20 protein-coding genes are annotated in these 24,326 nt (G+C 62.4%); 18 read left to right on the top strand and 2 right to left on the bottom strand.

The genetic code is table 11. The features are described 5' to 3' along the window. Nucleotides 1-187 precede the first annotated feature (187 nt). Together rhlB and dinG are read left to right on the top strand one after the other, a co-directional pair. The gene (gene rhlB, locus ACFOEV_RS08650) at nt 188-1,462 is read left to right on the top strand and encodes an ATP-dependent RNA helicase RhlB (RefSeq protein WP_386772880.1); all 1,275 of its coding nucleotides are present in this window, start codon (nt 188-190) and stop codon (nt 1,460-1,462) included. Nucleotides 1,463-1,494: 32 nt separating this feature from the next. Next, entirely contained in the window at nt 1,495-3,648 is a 2,154-nt protein-coding gene (dinG, locus tag ACFOEV_RS08655; protein WP_386772882.1) for an ATP-dependent DNA helicase DinG, read from the top strand. Between the two features lie 115 nt (nt 3,649-3,763). Here the strand turns inward: dinG and ACFOEV_RS08660 are convergent, their stop codons facing one another. After that, nucleotides 3,764-4,840: a 3-deoxy-7-phosphoheptulonate synthase gene (locus ACFOEV_RS08660; RefSeq protein WP_386772884.1), complete on the bottom strand. Its 1,077-nt coding sequence runs from the start codon at nt 4,838-4,840 to the stop codon at nt 3,764-3,766. A 301-nt stretch (nt 4,841-5,141) separates the two neighbouring features. Between ACFOEV_RS08660 and rpoE the strand changes: the two genes are divergently transcribed. The 12 genes from rpoE to acpS all read left to right on the top strand — a co-directional run bounded on the left by rpoE (nt 5,142) and on the right by acpS (nt 16,093). After that, entirely contained in the window at nt 5,142-5,747 is a 606-nt protein-coding gene (gene rpoE / locus ACFOEV_RS08665; protein ID WP_386772886.1) for an RNA polymerase sigma factor RpoE, read from the top strand. A gap of 135 nt (nt 5,748-5,882) precedes the next feature. Beyond that, the gene (locus ACFOEV_RS08670; protein WP_386772888.1) at nt 5,883-6,587 is read left to right on the top strand and encodes a sigma-E factor negative regulatory protein; all 705 of its coding nucleotides are present in this window, start codon (nt 5,883-5,885) and stop codon (nt 6,585-6,587) included. Further along, on the top strand, nt 6,587-7,624 hold the full coding sequence (locus tag ACFOEV_RS08675) for a MucB/RseB C-terminal domain-containing protein (RefSeq protein ID WP_386772890.1): 1,038 nt from the start codon (nt 6,587-6,589) through the stop codon (nt 7,622-7,624). The genes ACFOEV_RS08670 and ACFOEV_RS08675 overlap by 1 nt, the downstream gene beginning before the upstream one ends. Then, nucleotides 7,621-8,139: a SoxR reducing system RseC family protein gene (locus tag ACFOEV_RS08680; RefSeq protein WP_386772892.1), complete on the top strand. Its 519-nt coding sequence runs from the start codon at nt 7,621-7,623 to the stop codon at nt 8,137-8,139. Before ACFOEV_RS08675 ends, ACFOEV_RS08680 begins: the two co-directional genes overlap by 4 nt. A 24-nt stretch (nt 8,140-8,163) precedes the next feature. Then, nucleotides 8,164-9,600 carry a DegQ family serine endoprotease gene (locus tag ACFOEV_RS08685; protein WP_386772894.1) on the top strand — a complete coding sequence of 479 codons (1,437 nt, stop codon included), beginning with the start codon at nt 8,164-8,166 and terminating at the stop codon, nt 9,598-9,600. A gap of 185 nt (nt 9,601-9,785) precedes the next feature. Then, entirely contained in the window at nt 9,786-11,603 is a 1,818-nt protein-coding gene (lepA, locus tag ACFOEV_RS08690) for a translation elongation factor 4 (RefSeq protein ID WP_386772896.1), read from the top strand. 14 nt (nt 11,604-11,617) lie between these two features. Next, nucleotides 11,618-12,421 (top strand): signal peptidase I, encoded by an 804-nt coding sequence (gene lepB, locus ACFOEV_RS08695; RefSeq protein ID WP_386772898.1) that lies wholly within the window; start codon nt 11,618-11,620, stop codon nt 12,419-12,421. Nucleotides 12,422-12,508: 87 nt separating this feature from the next. Then, nucleotides 12,509-13,198 (top strand): ribonuclease III, encoded by a 690-nt coding sequence (gene rnc / locus ACFOEV_RS08700; protein WP_386772900.1) that lies wholly within the window; start codon nt 12,509-12,511, stop codon nt 13,196-13,198. Further along, nucleotides 13,195-14,094, top strand: a complete 900-nt coding sequence (era, locus tag ACFOEV_RS08705) for a GTPase Era (protein ID WP_386772902.1) — start codon at nt 13,195-13,197, stop codon at nt 14,092-14,094. The genes rnc and era overlap by 4 nt, the downstream gene beginning before the upstream one ends. Nucleotides 14,095-14,171: 77 nt before the next feature. Continuing rightward, nucleotides 14,172-14,876 (top strand): DNA repair protein RecO, encoded by a 705-nt coding sequence (recO, locus tag ACFOEV_RS08710; RefSeq protein ID WP_386772904.1) that lies wholly within the window; start codon nt 14,172-14,174, stop codon nt 14,874-14,876. Between the two features lie 42 nt (nt 14,877-14,918). Next, nucleotides 14,919-15,719: a pyridoxine 5'-phosphate synthase gene (gene pdxJ, locus ACFOEV_RS08715; protein ID WP_386772906.1), complete on the top strand. Its 801-nt coding sequence runs from the start codon at nt 14,919-14,921 to the stop codon at nt 15,717-15,719. Then, nucleotides 15,716-16,093, top strand: a complete 378-nt coding sequence (gene acpS, locus ACFOEV_RS08720; protein ID WP_386772908.1) for a holo-ACP synthase — start codon at nt 15,716-15,718, stop codon at nt 16,091-16,093. Before pdxJ ends, acpS begins: the two co-directional genes overlap by 4 nt. On the opposite strand, the gene ACFOEV_RS08725 is transcribed toward acpS, so the two are convergent. Beyond that, nucleotides 16,033-18,789 (bottom strand): ATP-binding protein, encoded by a 2,757-nt coding sequence (locus tag ACFOEV_RS08725; protein ID WP_386772910.1) that lies wholly within the window; start codon nt 18,787-18,789, stop codon nt 16,033-16,035. The genes acpS and ACFOEV_RS08725 overlap by 61 nt on opposite strands. 118 nt (nt 18,790-18,907) lie before the next feature. Here ACFOEV_RS08725 and cysM point away from each other — a divergent pair, with 118 nt between their 5' ends. The 4 genes from cysM to mazG are packed head-to-tail and all read left to right on the top strand — an operon-like array spanning nt 18,908 to nt 24,308. After that, nucleotides 18,908-19,804, top strand: a complete 897-nt coding sequence (gene cysM / locus ACFOEV_RS08730; RefSeq protein WP_386772912.1) for a cysteine synthase CysM — start codon at nt 18,908-18,910, stop codon at nt 19,802-19,804. A 1-nt stretch (nt 19,805) separates the two neighbouring features. After that, on the top strand, nt 19,806-21,218 hold the full coding sequence (gene rlmD, locus ACFOEV_RS08735; RefSeq protein WP_386772914.1) for a 23S rRNA (uracil(1939)-C(5))-methyltransferase RlmD: 1,413 nt from the start codon (nt 19,806-19,808) through the stop codon (nt 21,216-21,218). Continuing rightward, on the top strand, nt 21,211-23,484 hold the full coding sequence (gene relA, locus ACFOEV_RS08740; RefSeq protein ID WP_386772916.1) for a GTP diphosphokinase: 2,274 nt from the start codon (nt 21,211-21,213) through the stop codon (nt 23,482-23,484). The genes rlmD and relA overlap by 8 nt, the downstream gene beginning before the upstream one ends. Beyond that, nucleotides 23,481-24,308: a nucleoside triphosphate pyrophosphohydrolase gene (mazG, locus tag ACFOEV_RS08745; RefSeq protein WP_386772919.1), complete on the top strand. Its 828-nt coding sequence runs from the start codon at nt 23,481-23,483 to the stop codon at nt 24,306-24,308. Before relA ends, mazG begins: the two co-directional genes overlap by 4 nt. The last annotated feature ends 18 nt before the right edge of the window (nt 24,309-24,326 follow it).

Genomic DNA, 24,326 nt, shown 5'->3' on the forward strand with positions numbered 1-24,326 from the left:
CGAAGGTGAGCGATGTCAAGCCGACAGACTTTCAAGCATTCTATCAGGGCGGCGGTGCCCTTCGAAGTCCATTCACCGCCGGGCGCGCTCTATTCACCAATGGCTGGTATAATAGCGAGCTTGAAAAACGTCCGGGCGTTTGCCGTCAACCAACACATCCACCGATATTGGGACAGAAGCACAGCCTATGAGCGAGTCGGAAAAGACCACAGCACCGGCCCAGAACCGCAAGCCCAAGCGCCGTCGCCGCAAGCCGCGCAAGTCACAGTCCAATTGGGATCTACGCCAGTTCCAGGTGCCGCCGGTGGCAGGCAAGTGGCGTTTTCATGACTTCGACCTGCCCTTGCCGCTGATGCGCGCCATTCATGCGCTGGGCTTCGAATACTGCACCCCGATCCAGGCCGAGGCACTGGCCAAGACCCTGCTGGGTGGCGACGTAGTCGGCAAGGCGCAGACCGGTACCGGCAAGACCGCCGCCTTCCTGATCTCGATCCTGGCCTATTTCCTCGAGGAGAAGGCGCCGGACGGACAGAAACCGGGGGCGCCGCGGGCGTTGATCATTGCTCCTACCCGCGAGCTGGCATTGCAGATCGAGAAGGACGCCAAGGCCCTGGCACGCTTCACCTCGCTGAACGTGGCCAGCGTGGTAGGGGGCATGGATTACCAGAAGCAGCGCGACCATCTCGGCAAGCCGCTGGACATCCTGGTAGCGACGCCCGGGCGGTTGCTGGATTTCCATGAGAAGCGCGATGTCGACCTGACCCAGGTCGAAGTGCTGGTGCTCGATGAGGCAGATCGCATGCTATCGATGGGGTTCATCCCCGACGTCAAGCGGATCATCCGGCATACGCCCAAGAAGGAAGAGCGCCAGACCTTCCTGTTCTCGGCGACCTTCACCGAGGACATTCTCAACCTGGCCAGCCAGTGGACCCATGAGCCTGCCCACGTCGAAATCGAGGTCACGGTAGACAACGCCGCCGATATCGATCAGCGCGTCTACATGGTCAGCGATGACGACAAGCAACGCCTGTTGATCAACCTGCTCAAGCAGGAAGCCTTCGACCGGGTCATGGTTTTCGGCAATCGCCGCGACCTGGTGCGCAAGCTCGACGACCTGCTGCGCAAGGCGGACATCGACGTGGCCATGCTCTCCGGTGACGTGCCGCAGTCGCAGCGCATCAAGACCCTGGAACGTTTCCGCGAGGGCGAGGTACAGGTGCTGGTGGCGACCGACGTGGCCGGCCGTGGCATCCATATTGACGATGTCAGCCACGTGATCAATTACACCTTGCCGGAAGATCCGGAAGACTACGTGCATCGCATTGGCCGTACCGGTCGTGCCGGTGCCAAGGGCGTATCGATCAGTTTCGTCGGCGAGGAGGATGCCTTTTCGCTGCCGGAAATCGAGCGCTACATCAACGACAAGCTGCCCTGCGAACATCCGCCGGAAGGCATGCTGTAAGGGCGGCACGAGGCCGCGAGGACGGAAGCCCGATGCTCGACGAGGCGCTCAAGGGCGAGATCCAGGCCGCGTATCGCCGGGTGCTGGAAAATCTGGGACTGACGCCGCGTTATGGCCAGCGACTGATGATCGCCGAGATCGCTCGGACCCTGGCGGATATCGAGGTTGACGATGCCGGGCGGCGGCTCTCCGACGCGCATGTCTGCGTGCTAGAGGCCGGCACCGGCACCGGCAAGACCCTGGCCTATCTGCTGGCGGCCCTGCCGGTGGCCAAGGCCCGCGGCAAGCGCCTGATCGTCTCCACCGCCACGGTGGCACTGCAGGAACAGGTGCTGCACCAGGATCTGCCGTCCCTCGCTGCGCACAGTGGGCTCGATTTCGAATATGCCCTGGCCAAGGGGCGTGGCCGCTACCTATGCGTGGCCAAGCTCGACCAGGTCCTGGATGGCGTCGAGGACAATCCGACCCTGTCGCTGTTCGAGCAAGCGCTCGATTCCCGCGACGGCGATGATTTCCATGGGTTGGTCAAGGAGCTTGCCGACGCCTATGGTAGCGGCCGCTGGGAAGGGGACCGCGATAGCTGGCCGGTGGCGATTGCCGATCCCCAGTGGCGTCGCTTGACCACCGACCATCGTCAGTGCACCAACCGCCGCTGCGGCCATTTCAACGCCTGTGCCTTCTTTCGCGCCCGCCGCCGGCTCGACAGCGCCGATATCATCGTCGCCAATCACGACCTGGTGCTGGCCGATCTGTCGCTGGGTGGCGGCGTGGTGCTGCCCAAGCCATCCGATTGCATCTATGTGTTCGATGAAGGGCACCATCTTCCCGACAAGGCCATCGAACACTTCACCCACCGCTTCGCCGTCAACGGGGCAGTGCGCTGGCTGCGCACCCTGAAGAAATCGCTCACCGAACTGAACGCGGCGTTGGCCGTACAGCCGACTGTGGCGCGTCTGCTGGCGGGTTTTCCCGAGGCTATCGCCGCACTTGAACCGCGGCTCGGTGAGGTCTTCGCGTTGGGACACCAACTGGCGGAACTGCCCAATGGTCTGCCCTCCGAGGCCGGTGATGACAGTCGGCATCACCGTTTCGACATGGGACGGGTGCCGCTGGCCTTGCGCGAGCATGCCGGCGCCTTGGTGACTGTCTTCGCCGAATTGTCGCGCAACCTGGAAACCATCGCCGATATCCTGCGCGAGAGCCTCGATCCGGAGAAACATACCGGCTTACCCCGCGAGCAGGCCGAACCCTGGTTGCCGCTGGTCGCCCTGCTACATGGGCGTGCGCTGGAGGCGCATGCGCTGTGGACGGCGATGAGCGAGGAGGACGACCCGGCGGAGCCGCCTCGAGCACGTTGGTTGACCTTCGAGCGCGTCGCTGGCGATCCGGAACTGACCTTCTCGGCAAGCCCAGTGTCGGCGGCGGCAACCCTGGCGCGCTTCCTGTGGGGAGGCTGTTATGGGGCAGTGGTGACCTCGGCGACTCTTACCGCGCTAGGGCGCTTCGAGCGCCTGCAGGAGCGTGCCGGCCTGGCCAATCGCTACCGTTACCAGCGCTTGCCGAGTCCTTTCGACTACTCCCGGGCGGTGCTCAGCGTGCCCCGCGAAGCCGTCGACCCGGGGGATCGGGATGCGCACGAGCGAGCCATCGTCGCCTTCATCGAGACGCTGGGGGAGCGCGAGGCGGTGCTGATGCTGTTCTCCTCTCGGGCTCAGCTGCGCGCGGTGGAAAAGGCGCTGCCCAGGAGCCATCGAGAGCGGGTGTTGGCTCAGGATCGGTTGCCCAAGCGGGAGTTGATCGAGCGGCATCGCGCGCGCGTCGATGCGGGGGAGGGCAGCATCATCTTTGGCTTGGCGAGCTTCGCCGAAGGCATCGACCTGCCCGGAGACTACCTGACCCATGTGGTGATCACTCGCCTGCCGTTCGCCGTACCCGACGATCCGGTGGGCGCCACCCTGGCGGAATGGATCGAAAGCCGCGGTGGCAATCCCTTCATGCGCATCGCGGTACCGGATGCCTCGATCAAGCTGGTTCAGGCCTGTGGCCGCTTGATCCGCAAGGAAGAAGACAGCGGGCGCATCACCTTGCTCGACCGACGGGTGTTGACGCGGCGTTATGGTCGGGCCCTGCTGGATTCACTGCCGCCCTTCACCCGTGAGATCGATGGCGTAAGCGTTGAGCCGTGACCACGGGGCATGAGGAAAACGCACGGCCGGGGATAGCGGTCTGGTCGCCGGGGAAGGCGCTCCACTGCAGTGGACGTTACGTCACGGCAGGCCCGATGCAGTGGAGCGGGCGATGTCAGTCGCGGGTTCGCCGGGACAATACCGGGGAGAGCTTCTCGGCCATGTGGTGGAAAGCCTGAACGGTGGTATCCCAGTCGATGCAGGCATCGGTGATCGAGACGCCATACTGTAGCTGGCTCGTGTCTTCGGGAATCTTCTGGCTGCCCCAGCCGATATGCGATTCGACCATCAAGCCGATGATCGAGTGATTGCCCTCGAGGATCTGGTTGGTGACATTTTCCATTACCAGCGGCTGCAGGGCAGGGTCCTTGTTGGAGTTGGCATGCGAACAGTCGATCATGATGTTGGGCTGGATGCCGGCCTTGGCCAGTTCCTGTTCGGCCAGGGCGACACTGACGCTGTCGTAATTGGGCTTGCCGTTGCCGCCGCGCAGCACCACATGACCGTAGGCGTTGCCGCGAGTGCGGATGATCGCCACCTGGCCGGCCTGGTCGATCCCGAGGAAATTGTGCGGATGAGCCACGGACTGCAGGGCGTTGACGGCGACGTCCAGGCTGCCGTCGGTGCCATTCTTGAAACCTACTGGACAGGACAGGCCGGAGGCCATCTCACGGTGGGTCTGTGACTCGGTGGTTCGCGCGCCGATGGCCGACCAGCTGATGCAGTCCTGCAGGTACTGGGGGGAGATCGGGTCCAGCGCTTCGGTGGCCAGAGGCAGGCCCATTTCGGCCAGTTCCACCAGCAGGCGGCGAGCGATGTGCAGGCCTTCCTCGATCTCGAAGGAGCCGTTGATATGAGGGTCGTTGATCAGCCCTTTCCAACCGACGGTGGTGCGTGGCTTCTCGAAGTAGACCCGCATCACGATGTACAGGCTGTCCTTGACTTCGTCGGCCAGGCGGCGCAGGCGCCGGGCATAGTCGAGGGCGGCATCGACGTCATGGATGGAGCAGGGGCCGACGACGACCAGCAGGCGCGGGTCGTCGCCATCGAGAATCCGCTGAATGGTTTCGCGGCCCTCGATGACCGTGCGTTCGGCGGCCTCGGTCAGAGGAATTTCCTGCTTGAGGGCTTCGGGGGTGATCAGGACGTCCTGGGCCAGGACGTTGAGGTTGTTGACCTGCTGTTGTGACATGCCGCTACCTGTACGAGATACACGCGTGGAGACGAATGGATTGCCTACTATCGCTTGCCGGGGCAGGAAAAATCAACGTCGGGAGGGAACTGCCGCTCGTTTGCGCAGTCTCAGCGCAGCATTGTTGTCGGCAGACCCTGCTTGATGGAATGCCAATAAACAGGAACACTGACGGAAGCCATTATTGTCTGCTACCAGGGTCCAGGTTGACGTTATGAACCGCTTTTTCTTCATGTATGTGGCACGGTCGGCACGCCTTACCGTGACGGCGACGTCGTCTCCCTGTTCAGGGAGGGGTTGAATGGGCGTCAGGGAAACCGATCAACAACTCGTCGAGCGAGCGCAGCAAGGGGACACTCGGGCCTTCGACCTGCTGGTCAAGAAATACCAGCACAAGATCATTGGTCTGATCGGGCGTTATGTCCATGATCATGCCGAGGTTCACGATGTGGCCCAGGAAGCCTTCCTCAAGGCGTACCGGGCGTTGGGCAAGTTTCGCTCGGAAAGCGCCTTCTATACCTGGATGTATCGCATTGCCATCAACACGGCCAAGAATCATCTGGTGTCACGTGGGCGGCGGCCGCCGGGCAGCGATCTGGACATCGTCGATGCCGAGGTTGTCGACCATAGCGGGCGTCTGTCCGATATCGAGTCGCCGGAGGCATCCATCGCCCGTGACCAGCTAGAGGCGGCGGTGTTCGAGGCGATCGAGAAACTGCCCGAGGACTTGCGTACCGCCATCACCTTGCGAGAACTGGATGGGCTCTCCTACGAAGATATCGCTCATATCATGCAGTGTCCGGTAGGGACGGTGAGGTCACGGATCTTTCGTGCCCGGGAAGCGGTCGATAAGCATATCCAGCCGCTGATCACCACGTCGCGAACCCAGGACATGATTCCTGAATGACCCAGTATGCAGTGTTTATGACATTTGGCTGAACTGTTGGGCGGTGTAAGCGTCAGAGTGAGTGGCTGTACAACAACCGATCAATGAGCCGCCGTCTTTTCGAATGGCACCATGTCGAGTGTGAGGGTGTGAGTAATGAACCAGAATGCACGGGAATCGCTGTCTGCCTTGATGGACAACGAAGGTGACGAACTCGAGTTGCGCCGTGTCCTCAAGGCGCTGGATGAGTCTCCCGATAATGCTGAAGCCTGGCGACGCTACCATCTGGTCCGTAGCCTGATGCGACATGACCCTGATATCGATGTCGGGACCGATCTCTCGGCCGGGATCATGGCCAGGTTGCAGGATGAACCCTTGCCTGAAATGGAAAAGGTGTCCATCAAGCGCCAGGGCGCCTTCTCCTTTGCCGGCAGTGCCGCTATCGCGGCAGCGGTATCGTTGATGGTGATTACGGGCGTCCAGGTCTACAACAGTGGCACACAGCAGCGTGATCCCACGGTAGCCGCGGGGAACACCACGGGTCTCTCGAATGACAACCAGGCCCGGCCGGTCACGGCCGCTGCCGGCTCGGGCTCCGCAGGTGAACGTCCATCGCTCGTCGATCTGCCGCTGTTCCAGTCGCCTTCCGCGAACCAGGGGGCGATGACCGTCGGCTCCTCGGTCGACACGCCGATGTTCATGGTGCCGAACTCTCGTCAGTCCCAGCGCAATGACATGGAACAGGCTCGACTATTGCAGTCCTATCTCGACCGCCACGCCGAAGGAGCTTCCTATCGTAGTGGCGATGCCTGGATGCCACTGTTGAGGGCGTCCGGGTACGAGACCTTGGGGCAGCGCTGATGTTCTTCGGGCTGACCCTTGGGCAGCGGATTACCCGGTTCTCGATACTGATAGTGGGGATCGGGGCGGGGGGCCTCGTGTTGGCCAATGAGCTAGAGACCCTGGACACGGTGGGGGATGGCGAGCGCGGTTTCGATTGCCGGGAGCTTGCCGATCGTCCGGCTCCCGAGTCCGCCAGCGACTGGTTCGAGCGTAGCTTGTGGGCCAACCATTGTTATGTCTTTCGCGCGCGGGCGGTACGCATCAGCAGCAGTGGCGTGAGAACGCTGGCGCTTTCCCATGATGTTCAGGAGGGTGTCGAGCGCGAGGTCGCGCGTTTTCTCGATGGACCGCCGGTGGTCCATGAGCGTCGTGGACGCATTGGTCGGGGCACCTGGACGCAGGAAGGGGAGCGCGTGCCAGCCTCGCCGACGGCGATCATGGCCCACATCGAAGAGCACTACCGCTTGAGTCTAGGGGGCGAGGAACGCATTGCCGGTCGCAGTACGGTTCGCCTGGATGTCGAGCCGTTGGACAGCATGCGTTATGGCCACCGCCTGTGGCTGGATCGAGACTCGGCGTTGCCGCTCAAGCAAATGTTGATCGACACCGATGGCCGGGTGCTGGAAACCTTTCAGATGACCGATCTCGAACGCCCGACCCTTTATGACGGGTATGTCGTGCTCGATGAGCCGCACGAACCGCCTACCGATCCCTGGCAGCCAGGCTGGTTGCCGCCCGGCTATGTCGCCCAGCCGGTTATCACTTCCAGTTCGGTGCATGATGCCGAGGTCGGGCATCGGTTGTTCAGCGATGGCCTGTCGAGCCTGAGCCTATTTGTCGAGCCGCTCGATGGCGACAATCCGCTGCTGGCGCCAGGCATGCATCGCCTGGGGATTTCCTTTGCCGCGGTACGGCATATGGAGCTCGGCGGGCAACCGATGCAGGTCGTGGTCATGGGCGAGGTTCCTCCGCAGGTATTGCTGAGGGTCGTCGAGCAGGTGGAGTGGCGTCCGGACCAGACCGCATCTTCTACCACGACGGAGGCGTCACCATGAATGCCGCGTCGCCCCGTCTTCCCGATGTATCGCAACTGCTGATCGAAGAGGCCCGTGTCGTCGAGCCCTTTTCCGGTGGTGCCTGGGTGGAGGTCGTCAAACGTTCGTCCTGCCAGCAGTGCACGGCGCGACAGGGTTGTGGCGGCGGCCTGTTGGCGCGCTTTCGTCCGGTCCGTGCCCAGCGCGTTGCTGTTGCCAGTGAACGCGCGTTACGGGAAGGCGAGCGAGTGCAAGTGGCATTGCCCGCCACACGGTTTTTGCAAGGGGCCCTGGTGGTTTATGGGGTGCCGCTGATGACGGCATTGCTGGCGGGAGGGCTAGCCGAAGCCATTCTGAACGTCGGCCATGCCGTGGTTCCGCTGGCCTTCGCGTCAGGGTTGGCAGCGGGTTGGGGGGGAGTGCAGTGGCATGAACGTCGTCATGGCGCACGTTTTCGCCCCCGCTTGTTGATTCAGGAAACGCAGGTGTGTCCCGCCGCGGATGCTCCTGACGAGGTAAACGTGAGTTCGCGTTAACGACGCAGTCCGTAGGAGTTCTACATGGAACGCATGACACGACATTTGTCTCTGTTGCTGTTGTTACTGATGACCGCCTTCGCGTGGCAATCCGCTTTGGCTCAAGACCGGGCACAGCGATTGCCGAACTTCACCGATCTCGTCAAAGATGCGGCACCTGCCGTCGTCAACATCTCGTCGACACGCCAGGTGCCGGCGCGCAGCATGCAATTTCAGGGACCCGGTGGCCAGGAGATCCCGGAAATCTTCCGGCGCTTTTTCGGTGACCAGTTCCCGATGCCGCCTGGCGGAGGAGGCGGACGCAGCGAGGAGCGCCAGTCGCTGGGTTCGGGGTTCATCATCAGTAAAGACGGCTATATCTTGACCAATGCCCACGTGGTGGAGGGGGCCGAGGAGATCCTGGTGCGCCTCAATGACCGCCGCGAGCTTGAAGCTGAGTTGGTAGGTTCCGACACCAAGTCCGATGTGGCCCTGCTCAAGGTCGAGGCCTCGAATCTGCCGACCCTGAAGGTGGGCAATTCCGATACCCTGCAGGTCGGAGAGTGGGTCGCGGCCATCGGTTCGCCGTTCGGTTTCGACCATTCGGTTACCGCCGGGATCGTCAGTGCCATCAACCGCACCCTGCCCAGCGATGCCTATGTGCCCTTCATCCAGACCGACGTGGCCATCAATCCGGGCAATTCCGGGGGGCCGCTGTTCAATCTCGATGGCGAGGTGGTGGGTATCAACTCGCAGATCTTCACCCGCAGCGGCGGCTTCATGGGGCTGTCGTTCGCCATTCCCATCAGCGTGGCCATGGACATTGCCGATCAGTTGCGTGAAAAGGGGCATGTCAGCCGCGGGTGGCTGGGGGTCGTGATCCAGCCGGTATCCAGCGATCTTGCCGAATCCTTTGGGCTGGAGGGGCCGAAAGGTGCGCTCATCGCCGACGTGGCCCCCAACGGGCCGGCGGCGGAGCATGGTCTTCAGGCCGGTGATGTCATCCTCCAGGTGAACGGTGAGGAAGTCGACCGGTCCAGTACTCTGCCGCGTCTGATCGGCCGCGTCAGCCCCGGCAACGAGGTTGATTTGACGATCATGCGTGACGGTGAGCGCCGGACCGAGACGGTCCAAGTCGGCAACTGGCCGGATGAGGGGGGCGGCAGCAGCGATCCCACCTCCTCGCAGCCGGACAGCCAGACCCGACTGGGGGTTGTGGTCAGCGAGCTCGATGCCAACGAACGCCAGCAACTGGGCATCGACAGCGGAATCCTGGTACGCCAGGTGGCTCCGGACGGCGCCGCCGCGGCGGCCGGTATTCGTCCCGGCGACGTGATCGTTGCGGTCGATCACCAGAACGTCGACTCACCTCAGCAACTGGTCGAGGTGGTCGAGGGTCTGGACGCCGATCGTGCCGTGCCGGTACGCCTTTACCGTGAGGGGCAGTCGCTGTTCGTGGCGTTGCGCTTGGACAGCGAATAACTGACATCCTGCCTTGAATGACGGGCCCCGCAGGGGCCCGTCATGCGTTGTGCCCGCCTTTCCGGCGAGGTTCGCTGTTCCTGCCTGGTGCATCCCGGTACAATGCGCTGATCAGTTCTCGCGCGCTCGAAGAGGTATCTTGATCAACTTGTACATGAGCGCGTACACGTTTTGGATTCCATTGAATGACAGCCACCGAAAAACGTAGCAAGATCAGCCATATACGAAATTTTTCGATCATCGCCCACATCGACCACGGCAAGTCCACATTATCGGATCGCATCATCCAGATCTGCGGTGGGTTAAGTGACCGTGAGCTGAAGGAGCAGGTGCTCGATTCGATGGATATCGAACGTGAGCGTGGCATCACCATCAAGGCCCAGTCCGTGACCCTGGACTACCAGGCCGAGGACGGGAAGACCTACCAGCTCAACTTCATCGATACCCCCGGGCACGTCGACTTCTCCTATGAAGTATCGCGTTCCCTGTATGCCTGTGAAGGGGCGCTGCTGGTGGTCGATGCCGCCCAAGGGGTCGAGGCCCAGTCGGTGGCCAACTGCTACACCGCCGTTGAGCAAGGGCTGGAAGTGCTCCCGGTGCTCAACAAGATGGACCTTCCCCAGGCCGATCCCGACAAGGTCTCCCAGGAAATCGAGGAGATCATCGGTCTCGATGCCACCGATGCGTGTCAGGTGTCGGCCAAGAGCGGCATGGGCATGGAAGCCCTGTTGGAGCGCCTGGTGCGAGACATTCCACCGCCCAAGGGCGATCCCGAAGCGCCGCTACAGGCGCTGATCGTCGATTCCTGGTTCGACAACTACCTCGGCGTGGTGTCATTGGTACGGATCTTCGACGGCACCCTGAAGAAGGGCGACAAGATCCGCATGAAGTCCACCGGCCGCGACTGGTTGGCCAGCGAAGTGGGTATCTTCACGCCGCTGCGTCGCGAGACCGGCATACTGCGCGCTGGTGAGGTGGGGTTCGTGGTTGCCGGGATCAAGGATATCCATGGCGCCCCGGTGGGCGATACCATCACCCATGCCAAGACCCCGGACGTTCCGCGTCTGCCCGGCTTCCAGAAGGTCAAGCCGCAGGTCTACGCCGGCATGTTCCCGGTCAGTGCCGACGACTACGAGGATTTTCGTGACGCCCTCGAGAAGTTGGCCCTGAACGATGCCTCCCTCGACTATGAGCCGGAGAACTCCGATGCTCTGGGCTTCGGGTTTCGCGTGGGTTTCCTGGGCACCCTGCACATGGAGATCGTTCAGGAGCGGCTGGAGCGTGAATACGACCTCGATCTGCTGACCACCGCGCCTACCGTGGTCTATGAACTGGCCATGGACAACGGCGAGGTGATCTACGTCTCCAATCCATCCAGATTGCCGGACATGGCCAACGTCGACGAGATGCGGGAGCCCATCGTGCGGGCCAGCATCCTGGTGCCACAGGAGTTCGTCGGCAATGTGATCGCCGAATGTGAACAGCGCCGCGGTACCCAACGCGACATGCAGTTCCTCGGGAGCCAGATCCAGCTCATCTATGAACTGCCCATGAGCGAAGTGGTGATGGATTTCTTCGATCGTCTGAAGTCGATTTCCAAGGGCTACGCATCGCTGGACTACAATTTCGAACGTTTCGAAGCCGCCAAGCTGGTGCGACTCGATGTGCTGATCAACGGCGACAAGGTCGACGCACTGGCCGTCATCATCCACCGCGATCACGCCCATGGTCGTGGGCGGCTGCTGGTCGAGAAGATGAAGGAACTGATTCCTCGGCAGATGTTCGATGTGGCGATTCAAGCAGCCATTGGCGGCCAGGTGGTGGCGCGCTCCACCGTCAAGGCGCTGCGCAAGAACGTCACCGCCAAGTGCTACGGCGGTGACGTGACCCGCAAAAAGAAGCTGCTGGAAAAGCAGAAGGCGGGCAAGAAACGCATGAAGCAGGTTGGCAAGGTGGAAATTCCTCAGGATGCCTTCCTCGCCGTGCTCAAGGTGAATGACTAGGGACGAGGAAACGCATGGATTTTTCACTTTTGCTGGTAGTGGCCGTGGCCGTTACGGGATTGATCTGGTTGCTCGACGCCGTCTGGTTGGGTAATGCACGCCGTGCGCGAGTGGCGGCAGCCGAAGCCGAAACCGGCGAACGCCTGGACGAGACGTCGCGCAGGCGCGTGGCCAAGGAACCCTGGCTCGTCGACTACGCCCGCTCCTTCTTCCCTGTGTTGTTGGTGGTACTGCTGTTGCGCAGCTTCGTGGTCGAGCCCTTCCAGATTCCTTCAGGTTCGATGCGCCCGACCCTGGAAATCGGTGACTTCATTCTGGTCAACAAGTACACCTACGGCCTGCGCCTGCCAGTGCTCAATACTGAAATCGTCGAGCTGGGGGAGCCAGAGCGTGGTGATGTCATGGTGTTCCGTTTCCCTCAGGAGCCCTCCGTCAATTTCATCAAGCGCGTGGTGGGGCTGCCGGGTGATCACATTCGTTATGAGGGCAAGCAGCTCTTCGTCAACGGTAAGCCGGTGTCCAAGTCGCTGCTGGAAGAAGTGCCCCGCGAGGCTCCCAATGAGTTGTTGTTTGAAGAACGATTAGGCGCGGTCAGCCACCGCATCTACAATAATCCTCGGGACCCGGGACCGCAGGTCAGGGAGCTCGAAGTGCCGGAAGGGCACTATTTCATGATGGGTGATAACCGTGACCACTCCAACGACAGCCGTTATTGGGGTTTCGTGCCGGAAGAGAATATCGTTGGCAAGGCCTTCGCTGTGTGGATGCATTGGGATGGTGGTTTGCCGAGTTTCACGGCAATTCGCCACATCCAGTGAGTCTCCCCCTCATCGCTCCGCCACGGGTGGATCCATGCCTCTGCGAGAATTCGCCGGCAACATGACAAGAGATAGAGCAGGAGTTTCGTGAGCAACCCCTTGAATGCCTTCAGCCGACGGATCGGTCATGAATTCGCCGATATCGGTTTGCTGGAATTGGCCATGACCCATCGCAGCTACGGTGGTCAGAATAACGAGCGTCTTGAATTCCTGGGCGACTCCATCGTCAACTTTGTGATTGCCGAGGCCCTGTTTCGTCGTTTTCCTGCAGCACGTGAAGGCCAGTTGTCGCGGCTGCGGGCGCGTCTGGTCAAAGGACAGACGCTGGCCGAACTGGCCCGGGAATTCGAGCTTGGCCAGTGCCTTCGTCTAGGGTCCGGCGAGATGAAGAGCGGTGGTCACCGCCGTGATTCGATCCTGGCCGATGCCGTGGAGGCGGTGATCGGCGCCATCTACCTGGATGCCGGCATGGATGTGGCCAAGACCAGAGTATTGTCCTGGTATGCCGAGCGTCTCGAGGCCATCGACGTGCAGGATACTCAGAAGGATCCCAAGACACGACTGCAGGAGTTCCTGCAATCGCGTCAGTCGCCGTTGCCACGTTACGAGGTGCTGTCGGTGGAAGGCGAGGCCCATGCCCAGACCTTCACCATCGAATGCCATGTCGAAATGCTTAACCGCCATACCCTGGGTATCGGTTCCAGTCGCCGCCATGCCGAGCAGCAGGCCGCGGCAAAGGCACTCGAACTGCTCGAGCCGCGTGGAGGCCGTTCATGAGCCAGACCTGTGGATTCGTCGCCATCGTCGGGCGGCCCAATGTCGGCAAATCGACATTGATGAACCGTATTCTTGGGCAGAAGATTTCCATCACCTCGCGTCGTCCGCAGACCACGCGGCATCAGGTGATGGGCATCAAGACCGAGGGCGAGGCACAGTTCATCTATGTCGATACTCCCGGCATGCATATCATGTCGAAGGATCGCAACAAGGCCATCAACCGCTTCATGAACCAGGCGGCGAGCCAGGCGCTGCGAGATGTCGATTGCGTTGTGTTCATCATTGATCGCACCCGCTGGACTGCGGAAGACCAGGCGGTGCTCGACAAACTGACCCACGTCCGGGCGCCGGTGATTCTGGTCATCAATAAGGTCGACTGGCTCGAGGACAAGAGCAGTTTGCTGCCCTGGCTCGACCAGCTTGGCAGCAAGCGCGAGTTCGCGGCCATCCTGCCTCTGTCTGCCAAGCACGGCACCAATGTTCTGGAGCTCGAGGCCGAGGTTGCCAAGCATCTCCCCGAGAGTATCCATTACTATCCGGGTGACCAGGTCACCGACCGTACCCAGCGTTTCCTGGCTGCCGAGCTGGTGCGCGAGAAGGTCATGCGGCAGCTCGGCGACGAGTTGCCCTACCAGATGACCGTGGAAATCGAGGAGTTTCGCGATACCGGCCGGGTCATTCATATCAGCGCGTTGATCCTGGTCGAGCGCCAGGGGCAGAAGAAGATCCTGATCGGCGAGAACGGCGAGCGGATCAAGAGTATCGGCCGCGAGGCGCGCCTCGACATGGAGCGAGCGCTGGGAGCCAAGGTCATGCTCAATCTGTGGGTCAAGGTCAAGCGTGGCTGGTCCGACGATGATCGGGCACTCAAAAGCCTGGGTTACGATCTAGACTAATTGCTTCGAGCTTCGAGCTTCGAGCTTCGAGCTTCGAGCTTCGAGCTTCGAGCTTCGAGCTTCGAGCTGAAGGTGCCATGACTCCTGAACCGGCCTTTCTTCTACACAAGCAGCCCTATCGTGAGACCAGCGCCCTGGTCGAGTTGCTGACGCTGGAGCATGGCCGGGTACGGGCGGTGGCGCAGGGCGTGCAGCGACCGAGCAGCCGGTCGCGTGCCCGTTTGCAGCCCTTCGCGCCGCTTCACGTGACCTGGGTGGGCGAGGGCGATCTCAAGCGGTTGCGGCTCATGGAGTCCCATGGCGGTACCGCGTTGTTGGCGGGAGAAGGGTTGCTGTGCGGGTTCTATGCCAACGAACTGTTGACCCGCGCCTTGCCGTTACTGCTCCCGGTGCGCGAGGTGTTCGCTTTCTATGCGGCCGTGCTCGACGCCTTGCCGCGTCCCGAGGCGCGCGCGCCGGCCCTGCGCCGCCTGGAGGTCGCTGTGCTCGAGGCGCTGGATGCCACGCCCCTGTTCTGCGACCTGAACGATGCTGAGCTCGATCCGCAGCGCCGCTATGTCTATCGCGCCGAGGCGCGTCGCTTCGCAGCGCTGGACGCTGCCACTCCTGGCGGGATCGATGGCCGCACCCTGCGCCTGCTCGCCCAGGGGGATTGGGGCGCGCCAGGCCTGGCCGGTCCTGCCAAGTCCGTGACCCGAGCCGCGCTGGGGCCATTGCTGGGTAACGCTCCCTTGCGTTCCCGCGAGCTGATGCAGCGGCTCGCCGCGCGTCGGCGTGGTTAACTGATATCCTGATTGGACAAGCTTTTCCACGGAGACCCTCTTATGCATGCGCCCCGAATCCTGCTCGGCGTCAATATCGACCATATCGCGACCCTGCGCCAGGCTCGCGGCACACGTTATCCCGATCCGGTGCAAGCGGCGTTGCTGGCCGAAGAGGCCGGTGCCGATGGCATTACCCTGCACCTGCGCGAAGATCGCCGGCATATCCAGGAGCGCGACGTGCGCTTGCTCAAGGAGATGCTCAATACTCGCATGAACCTCGAAATGGCCGTGACCGAGGAAATGCTCGCGTTCGCCGAGGAGCTCCGTCCCGCCCATGTGTGTCTGGTGCCCGAGAAACGTGAGGAGCTGACCACCGAGGGTGGCTTGGACGTGGTGGGCAATCGGCAAGCGATCGCCGAGGCCTGCGAGCGTCTGGCTGCGGTCGGCTGCCAGGTGTCGTTGTTCATCGATCCGGAATCCGAGCAGATTCGCACGGCAGCGGCGGTGGGGGCTCCGGTCGTCGAATTGCATACCGGTGCCTACGCCGAGGCGCAAGGGGAGGAGGCACGCATCGAGCATGCGCGGATCGCGGCGGCAGCGGAACTGGCCGGTGACTTGGGGCTGACGGTCAATGCCGGTCACGGTCTGCATTATCACAACGTCGAAGCCATTGCCGCCATTGCCGGTCTTCACGAGCTCAACATCGGCCATGCCATCATTGCACGGGCGTTATTCGTGGGCCTCAAGGAGGCGGTCGCCGAAATGAAGCGCCTGGCCATTGCCGGCCAGGAAGCCGGATTGCTGGCCGCCCTCGAGGAACACGATCACGAACATGACGCCGGAGGCGGCTGTTGCCCATGATCATCGGTATCGGTACCGACCTGGCGCGTGTCGAGCGCTTCTCCGCCGCCATGACGCGTCACGGCGAGCGTTTTGCCTTGCGCGTGCTGGGGGATATCGAGCGCGAGTGTCTCGCCGCGCATCCGCTACCGGCTGCTTATCTTGCCAAACGCTTTGCCGCCAAGGAGGCGTTCGTCAAGGCGCTGGGTACTGGCCTGCGTAGAGGCATGCGCTGGGACGAGATCCAGGTCACCAATGACGCCCTCGGGCGGCCGTCTCTGGTGCTATCGGGTCAGGCCAAGGCGTTGGCCGATGCCGCCGGCGTTCGCAGCATTCATCTGTCGTTGAGCGACGAGGACGAGTTGGCCTGCGCGTTCGTCGTTCTCGAAGGCTGATCCGCGGCGTTCTCCGCCTGCCAGGCACGCAGTCGTTCCATGGCGTCGAAGAGCTCCTCGAGCAAGGGTTTCACCTTGTCGAGGCCGCGTGTGCGGAGCCGTGTTTCCAGCGTTTCTGCCACTAATGCCAGTTGCGGTACTCCGCAGTAACGGCAGGCACCGTTGAGCGCATGGATGGCGTCCAGGAAGGCCTCGGCATCGCCGTCTTGCCAAGCTTGACGCAGGGCGGTATCGCTGTCGTCGAGGTTGTCCAGCAAGTGTGTCAGGGTCTCTTCGGCGAGTCTTGCTCGTCCCCCGGCGAGCGTGGTGCCGAGCGCCATGTCGACGATCGGCAGCTCGTCGCCAGGAGCCGCCTCGAGCGCCGAAGGCGTTTCAGAGGATATCGTCGATGGCGTCAGCGGCAGGTTGAGGTGCTGACTGAGCAGGTTGGTCAGCAGCTGGCTATCGAGAGGCTTGATGAGCACATCATGCATGCCATGGTGCAATAGGCGCTGCCGTTCCTCTTCCAGCGCATGGGCGGTAACGGCGATGATGGGACAATGGCGCCAGACGCCTCCCAGCTTGCGCAATGCATGAGTCGTAGCGACGCCATCCATGCCGGGCAGGCGGATATCCATCAATACCAGGTCGACCGACTCGCTCTGGGCCAATGCCAGGGCTTCCTCGCCACTGGTGGCCAATAACGACGACAGTCCCAGGTCGTCGAGCAGTTCCTTCATCAGCATGCGATTCGAAGCCGTGTCATCGACCACCAGAATCCTTGCCAAGGCAGGGGGAGACGCGGGCGTGACCATTTGGGGCTGAGTCGGAGGAGCATCGAGCCAGTGCTCCAGAGTCGCGGCCAGCGCCTGCCGCGACAGCGGGCGAGTCAAGACCTCGCCACCATGGCGTAGTCTCAATTCCGGGGTGTCGAAGGGATCGGCGTTGATCAGCAGGACGGTGGGACAAGGCATGGCATCGAGGCATGCCTGCCAGCTCGCAAGCGCCGCACCGTCGAGGTCTTCGTTTTGCAAGCCGGCCAGCAGCAGTGCCGGGGGCTCGGCATCGACGCGAGAAGAGGACTCGATCAGTGTCACGCGGGCTCCCCAGCATTTCAGCAGGTGGAGTAGGGCATGGCGCGTTGGCAGATGGGGTTCGTACAGGGCGATCGGGGCACCATTGAGTGCCAGTTCGGGGGCGCGCTCCTCGAGGCTTCTTGCCAGCAGTGGCAGGGTAAAGGCAAAGGTGCTGCCTCGGTCTGGCTGACTGTCGACGCCGATCTCGCCTCCCATCTGCCTGACGAGCTGACGGCAGATCATTAGCCCCAAGCCGGTGCCGCCATACTGGCGGGTATCGCTGACACTGGCCTGGCTGAAGGCCTGGAAGAGCCGCTCCTGGCTCTCCGGTGTGAGGCCGATGCCCGTATCGCTGACGCTGATCTTGAGGGTGACCTGGGTGGTCTGGGTCTCTTCGACCATGACCCTCACGATCACCTCGCCCCGATCGGTAAACTTGATGGCATTGTGGACCAGGTTGGTCAACACCTGCTTGATGCGTAACGGGTCGCCCTGCAACTGGGCAGGAACGTCATCATAGACCAACCCCAATAGGTGTAGGCGTTTCTGGTGTGCTTGGGGAGCCTGCAACCCCAGCACCTCGTCCACCAGGGTGACCATGTCGAGATTGACGGCTTCGAACTCCAGCTTGCCGGCCTCGATCTTGGAAAAATCGAGAATGTCGTTGATCAGCGACAACAGGCTGTCAGAAGCCTTTTGCATGTGTTCCAGCCATTCGCGTTGCCGGGCATTCAGACGCGAGCGGCCCAGTAACTGGCAGAAACCGATGATGCCATTCAAGGGGGTGCGAATCTCGTGGCTCATGTTGGCCAGGAATTCGGTCTTGATGCGGTTGGCCTCCAGCGCTCGGCGGTGCGCCATATCGAGTTCGATGTTCTTGATCTCGATGGTTTCCATGGACTCCTGGAGGTCCTGGGTCGTCTGTTCGACATGCCGTTGCATGTCGTCGCGGGCGTGGGCCAGATGCTCGGCCAGGGTGTTGATGCCGGCAGCGAGCTGTTCTGCTTCCTTGGATCCCCGCGTGGGCATGCGATGTTGATAGTTGCCGGCATTGAGGCGAAGCAAGGCTTGCTGGATGTCGTGGAGCGGTCGTGTCAGGCGGCGACTGACGAGGTAGGCAAGCAGGAACAGCAACAGGCCGGCGACCAGCCCGGTCAGCCCGGCGAGGGCCGACTGGCGATAGGTGCCCAACGCCAGCGATGTGGTATCGATGGCGACGGTCAACCAGCGGGTCGGGGGTATCGTGCCGCTTTCCTGCCGGAAGGGTGGCAACGGCACGCTAAGGTGCCAGTGATCGCCTCGGGTGTCGAGGCGCGTGCCGAGAGTCCCCGGCGGGGCAACATCGGCCTGTTGCTGGCCGAGATGCAACAGCGTCTGGCCGCGGCTGTCATGGATGCGTAGCGAGCGGACCTCGTCGATGTCCAGCAGCCGCTGTGCCAACTCGTGCAGGGCTGCTGGCTGGTCCCGGGACAACGCATCGCCCAGCGCCGGAGCCAACAGTTCGGCCCCAGTGGTCAAGCGTGCCTCGAGTGCTGCCTTGCGGACCCCGGCGTCGTGCCTGATCGACTGAGCGAAGAGCAGCAGCATCACGCCTAGGGGAACCCCCAACAATAGCAGCAAGAGGCGCGTTCTCATCGGCATCGCGAGCATCCGGTAACGATATTCAAGTCCCACAGTATGCCACACTGACGCTCGATACCTGTCACCCGTCGTCCGGCCCGGATATAATGCGGAAAGGCTTTTCCAGAAGGAAGGTTAGATGCATTTCCCAACGCTCGAGGATGTGGTCGGCAATACCCCCCTGGTGCGCCTGAAGCGTATCGCGGCGGGCCGCAACAATACGTTGTTGGCCAAGCTCGAAGGTAATAATCCGGCCGGTTCGGTGAAAGACCGTCCGGCCTTGTCGATGCTGGCCGAAGCGGAGGCGCGCGGGGAGATCCGTCCCGGGGATACGTTGATCGAGGCGACCTCGGGCAATACCGGCATTGCTCTGGCCATGGCGGCGGCGATCAAGGGCTACCGCATGGTGTTGATCATGCCGGAGAGCGCTTCCAACGAGCGCAAGCAGGCCATGGCCGCCTTCGGTGCCACGTTGATTTCCGTGACCAAGGAGCAGGGCATGGAAGGTGCCCGTGATCTGGCCGAAACCATGATCGCTCGCGGTGAAGGCAAACCGCTCAATCAATTCGCCAACCCGGACAACCCGTTGGCACATTTTCGCACCACGGGGCCCGAACTCTGGGAGCAGACCGGCGGCGCGGTGACGCACTTCGTCAGTTCCATGGGCACCACCGGCACCATCATGGGCGTTTCGAAATACCTCAAGCAGCGTAACGAGGCGATCCAGATCGTCGGCCTGCAGCCCGAGGACGGCGCCAGCATCGCCGGCATTCGTCGCTGGCCTGCCGAGTATTTGCCCAGTATCTTCGATGCCTCGCGGGTCGATCGGGTGCTGGACATCGGCCAGCACGAGGCCGAAGAACATATGCGTCGCCTGGCGCGCGAGGAAGGCATCCTCGCCGGGGTGTCGTCCGGCGGGGCGCTGGCTGGCGCCTTGCGCATCGCCGCGGAAGTCGAGAATGCCGTGATCGTGTTCATCGTCTGCGATCGGGGTGACCGCTATCTGTCCACCGGTCTCTTCGCTCCGGAGCTCTGATATGGCGATGTTGGGCAAGCGTCGGCCGTCGCGGTCGGCGCCAGACAAGCCACGGGTCAAGGCATCCGACCGCGCGGCATCGTCGGGCCCAGGCGTCGAGATTCTCCGGCTGGCCCATGATGGTCGCGGGGTGGCGCGTTCGGCCTGCGGCAAGACGCTGTTCGTCGATCATGCCCTGCCTGGCGAGCGTGTCGAGGTGGCGGTACACCGCTCGCGCAAGCGTTTCGACGAGGCGCATCTGCGTGATGTGCTCGCGCCTTCTCCCCAGCGTGTCGAACCGAGCTGCCAGCATTTCGGCCAGTGCGGCGGTTGCGATCTTCAGCATCTGGCGCTCGAAGGGCAGCGCGAACACAAGCGGGCGGTGCTGATCGAGCAACTGGCCAGACAGGGGATCGAGACGGGGATCGCTCCGGAATTGCTGGCGGCGAGCGGCGAAGGCTATCGCCGTCGAGCCAGACTGGGGGTCAAGGTCGATGCGCAGGGGCAGGTGCATCTGGGCTTTCGGGCACGGCATAGCCATCACCTGGTGGACATCCACCACTGCACCATCCTGGTTCCGGAACTGGCCCGCTTGCTCGTGCCACTGCACCGCCTGTTGGCGGGCCTCGAGGCACCGCGTCAGGTCGGTCATATCGAATTGCTCGCGAGCGAGACGGGGCCTTGCCTGGTGGTGCGCCAACTTCGCGACAACCCCGTCGACGCCGATCGCTGGCGGGCCTTTGCCGCCGATCACGAGGTGGCGCTGGGCTGGCTCGTGGGTCGTGAAACCCCGCAACTTTCCTGGCTGACCGCGATGCCGGATCTGCACTATACCTTGGTAAGTGGGGTCCATGAATTGGTACTGGGCTTCGCGCCTGGTGATTTCCTGCAGGTCGGAGCCGAAATCAATCAGCGCCTGGTCGACACGGCGCTCGACTGGCTGATGCCCACGCACGGTGAGCGGGTTCTCGACCTGTTCGCCGGCGTCGGCAACTTCAGCCTGGCGTTGGCGGTGCAGGCTGCCGAGGTGACCGCCGTGGAGGGCAACCCGGTCATGGTGGCGCGGCTGGCCGACAACGCCCGGCGTAACGAATTGGAGCATGTCAGCGCGCGCCAGGCGGACCTCAGTCGGGAGCAGACGCTGGAAGAAATGTCGCCGAATGGCGTCGATCTCGTGGTGCTCGACCCCCCGCGAGAGGGCGCCGAGGCCGTGTGTCACTGGCTCGCCGGGAGTGCAGTGCCCAGGATCCTCTATATCTCCTGCGATCCAGCGACCCTGGCTCGCGATGCGGCACAGCTCGTGCAGGGTGGTTACCGCATCACACGTTCGGCCGTGGCGGACATGTTTCCGCACACGGCGCATCTGGAATCGATGCTGCTCTTCGAACGTGCTACCACGCGCGACATCAAAGGAGGGAGGCTGGAACATGGTTAAGGTTCGAGAAGACCAGCCACTGACCAATGACGGCATGGTGGATATCGATCAGTGGCTGACGCGCTTACAAGAAGACGTGACACTACGCGATGTCGATGAGATGCGTGAGGCCTGTCGTCTGGCTCACGAGTTGGCGCGGGAGGCGGGCCGTCCTCACAAGGCCTGGTTGAGGGATGGCTCGAGCTTTCGTACGGGACTGGAGATGGCCGATATCCTTGGAGAGCTCAGGCTCGACCAGGCGTCTCTCGAAGCCGCGGTGCTGTATCGCGCCGTGCGTGAAGGGCTGATCGACATCGGGATCATCGCCAAGCGTTTCGGTGACGAGGTCGCCAGGCTGATCGATGGGGTATTGCAGATGGCAGCGATCAGCCATCAGACGCCGAGCCAGGGGCTGTCGCAGCACAACCAGCAGGACAACCTGCGCAAGATGCTGGTGACCATGATCGACGATGTGCGTGTGGCGTTGATCAAGATCGCCGAGCGCACCTGCGCCTTGCGCCAGGTGAAGGACGCCACCCGTGAGAAACGCCTGCGGGTAGCCCGCGAGGTGTTCGACATCTACGCCCCCCTGGCCCACCGTCTGGGGATCGGCCACCTCAAGTGGGAACTGGAGGACCTGTCCTTCCGCTACCTGCACGAGGACGACTACAAGACCATCGCCAAGCTGCTGGCCGAGAAGCGTCTCGATCGCGACCGCTATATCAATGACGTGGTGGAGACGCTCAAGGGATTGCTCGAGGCCCAGGGCATCACCCGGTACGACGTCGACGGTCGAGCCAAGCACATCTATTCGATCTGGCGCAAGATGAAGCGCAAGCGCATCGACTTCTCCCAGGTCTATGACGTGCGGGCGGTACGTATCCTGGTGCCCGAAGTCACCGATTGCTATACCGCACTGGGGATTGTGCATTCGCGCTGGCACCATGTGCCCAACGAGTTCGACGACTACATCGCCAACCCCAAGAAGAACGGCTATCAATCGCTGCACACCGCGGTACTGGGCCCCGAGAACAAGGTGCTGGAGATCCAGATTCGTACCTTCGCCATGCACGAGGAAGCCGAGCTCGGCGTCTGTGCCCACTGGCGTTACAAGGGCCACGACACCAGCGCCAAGAGTCGCAGTTACGAGGAGAAGATCGCCTGGTTGCGCCAGGTGCTCGAATGGCAGGAGGAAGTCGGCGACCTGGGCGACCTGCGCGAGGGGCTCGCCAGCGACGTGGCGCCGGACCGCATCTATGTATTCACTCCCGATGGCCATGTGATCGACCTGCCCAGGGTCGCCACGCCCATTGACTTCGCTTACCGGGTACATACCGAGATCGGGCATCGCTGCCGGGGCGCCAAGGTCAATGGACGCATCGTGCCGTTGACCTACAAGCTCAGGACCGGCCAGCAGGTAGAGATCCTGACCGCCACCAAGGGCGGACCGAGTCGCGACTGGCTGAATCCGTCGCTGGGTTTCGTGCGTACTTCCCGGGCACGCTCCAAGATCCAAGTCTGGTTCAAGCAGCAAGCCCGTGACCAGAATCTCGAGGAAGGCCGGGCGCTGTTCGACAAGGAAATGAAGCGCCTGGATATCGAGGACATCGATCTCGTGCGACTGGCCAAGTCGGTCAACTATGCGACGCCGGATGACATGTATGCGGCTTTGGGGGCCGGCGACCTGCGTATCGGTCAGGTCCTTCACCAGGCCCAGCAGCTGTTCGGGGACAGCGATGACCAGGAGCAGCTCGATCGCTTGCTTGCCAAGCCCAAGCGAACGCCGAGCAAGGATCCCAGTGACGGCATTACCGTGCTTGGCGTCGGTAACCTCAAGACCAGCATGGCCAACTGTTGTCATCCGGTGCCTGGCGATCAGATCGTCGGCTTCATTACGCAGGGTCGCGGCGTGACCATCCACCGTCAGGACTGCCCGAACATCCTGCAGTTGCGCGTCGATGAGCCCAACCGCATCGTTGACGTGGAATGGGGTGAGCGCGCCCATACCCAGTACCCGGTGGATATCGAGATCGAGGCCTGGGACCGTTCGGGGTTGCTGCGTGACGTGACCAATGTGCTCAGCCACGACAAGGTCAATGTGCTCTCGGTAAACACCCGCACTGACACCGACGATGGTATCGCGCGCATGACGATCACCGTGGAGGTCGATGGCCTGGAGACCTTGGGACGGCTGTTCTCGCGCATCCAGCAATTGCCCAACGTGACCGACGTCAAGCGCCTGCGTAGTGGCGCCGGTAGCAAGAAGCACAAGAGGCGCCAGGCATGAGCGAACATCGCTATGATCTCGATGATCTGTTGACCCTGATGGCGGTGTTGCGCGATGAGCGGCTCGGCTGTCCCTGGGATCTCGAGCAGGATTGGGATTCCATCGTGCCGCATACTCTCGAAGAGGCTTACGAGGTAGCTGACGTCATCGAACGCCGGGCCTTCGACGAGTTGCCCGGGGAGCTCGGCGACCTGTTGTTCCAGGTGGTCTACTACTGTCAGTTCGCTGCGGAAGAGGAGCGGTTCGACTTCCATGACGTGGTGCATATCCTGACCGCCAAGATGCTGCGTCGCCATCCGCATGTGTTTCCCGATGGTACCCTGGCCACACGGCGTACCGATGCGACGGCCGCCGAGGTGGCGACATCCCAGGTGCACGGCCGCTGGGAAAGCCTCAAGGCTGAGGAGCGTGCCGAGCGTGCGGCGACCTCGGTGCTCGACGACGTGCCGCGGACGCTGCCGGCCCTGTCGCGGGCGGCCAAGCTATCCAAGCGTGCCGCCCGTGTCGGCTTCGACTGGCCAGACGCGCGCGGCGTGATCGCCAAGATCCGCGAGGAGCTCGACGAGGTCGAGCAGGCCTTGGCGGCGGAGGACCGGGAGCAGGCGGGCGAGGAGGTCGGTGACCTGCTGTTCGCCGTGGTCAACCTGGCGCGGACCTTGAACTCCGATCCGGAGCAGCGCTTGCGAGCCACCAATACCAAGTTCGAACGGCGCTTCCGCTACGTCGAGACCTCGCTGATCGAGGAAGGGACCTTCGGTGAGGCCAGTCTCGACGAGATGGAATATCACTGGCAGCGGGCCAAGGGCACCGAATCCAATTGCTGAATACCGCAGGGCGATGTG

The organism is Litchfieldella rifensis, from assembly GCF_042646605.1.
Taxonomy (GTDB): Bacteria; Pseudomonadota; Gammaproteobacteria; order Pseudomonadales; family Halomonadaceae; genus Litchfieldella; species Litchfieldella rifensis.

Bases quoted from the DNA above. Each gene is read 5' to 3' on its own strand.
- lepB (WP_386772898.1), top strand. From the start codon at position 11,618: ATGGATTTTTCACTTTTGCTGGTAGTGGCCGTGGCCGTTACGGGATTG.
- ACFOEV_RS08680 (WP_386772892.1), top strand. From the start codon at position 7,621: ATGAATGCCGCGTCGCCCCGTCTTCCCGATGTATCGCAACTGCTGATC.
- rhlB (WP_386772880.1), top strand. From the start codon at position 188: ATGAGCGAGTCGGAAAAGACCACAGCACCGGCCCAGAACCGCAAGCCC.
- relA (WP_386772916.1), top strand. From the start codon at position 21,211: ATGGTTAAGGTTCGAGAAGACCAGCCACTGACCAATGACGGCATGGTG.
- pdxJ (WP_386772906.1), top strand. From the start codon at position 14,919: ATGCATGCGCCCCGAATCCTGCTCGGCGTCAATATCGACCATATCGCG.
- ACFOEV_RS08685 (WP_386772894.1), top strand. From the start codon at position 8,164: ATGGAACGCATGACACGACATTTGTCTCTGTTGCTGTTGTTACTGATG.
- acpS (WP_386772908.1), top strand. From the start codon at position 15,716: ATGATCATCGGTATCGGTACCGACCTGGCGCGTGTCGAGCGCTTCTCC.
- lepA (WP_386772896.1), top strand. From the start codon at position 9,786: ATGACAGCCACCGAAAAACGTAGCAAGATCAGCCATATACGAAATTTT.
- ACFOEV_RS08725 (WP_386772910.1), bottom strand. From the start codon at position 18,789: ATGCCGATGAGAACGCGCCTCTTGCTGCTATTGTTGGGGGTTCCCCTA.
- rpoE (WP_386772886.1), top strand. From the start codon at position 5,142: ATGGGCGTCAGGGAAACCGATCAACAACTCGTCGAGCGAGCGCAGCAA.
- ACFOEV_RS08675 (WP_386772890.1), top strand. From the start codon at position 6,587: ATGTTCTTCGGGCTGACCCTTGGGCAGCGGATTACCCGGTTCTCGATA.
- era (WP_386772902.1), top strand. From the start codon at position 13,195: ATGAGCCAGACCTGTGGATTCGTCGCCATCGTCGGGCGGCCCAATGTC.
- ACFOEV_RS08660 (WP_386772884.1), bottom strand. From the start codon at position 4,840: ATGTCACAACAGCAGGTCAACAACCTCAACGTCCTGGCCCAGGACGTC.
- mazG (WP_386772919.1), top strand. From the start codon at position 23,481: ATGAGCGAACATCGCTATGATCTCGATGATCTGTTGACCCTGATGGCG.
- rlmD (WP_386772914.1), top strand. From the start codon at position 19,806: ATGGCGATGTTGGGCAAGCGTCGGCCGTCGCGGTCGGCGCCAGACAAG.
- ACFOEV_RS08670 (WP_386772888.1), top strand. From the start codon at position 5,883: ATGAACCAGAATGCACGGGAATCGCTGTCTGCCTTGATGGACAACGAA.
- cysM (WP_386772912.1), top strand. From the start codon at position 18,908: ATGCATTTCCCAACGCTCGAGGATGTGGTCGGCAATACCCCCCTGGTG.
- dinG (WP_386772882.1), top strand. From the start codon at position 1,495: ATGCTCGACGAGGCGCTCAAGGGCGAGATCCAGGCCGCGTATCGCCGG.
- recO (WP_386772904.1), top strand. From the start codon at position 14,172: ATGACTCCTGAACCGGCCTTTCTTCTACACAAGCAGCCCTATCGTGAG.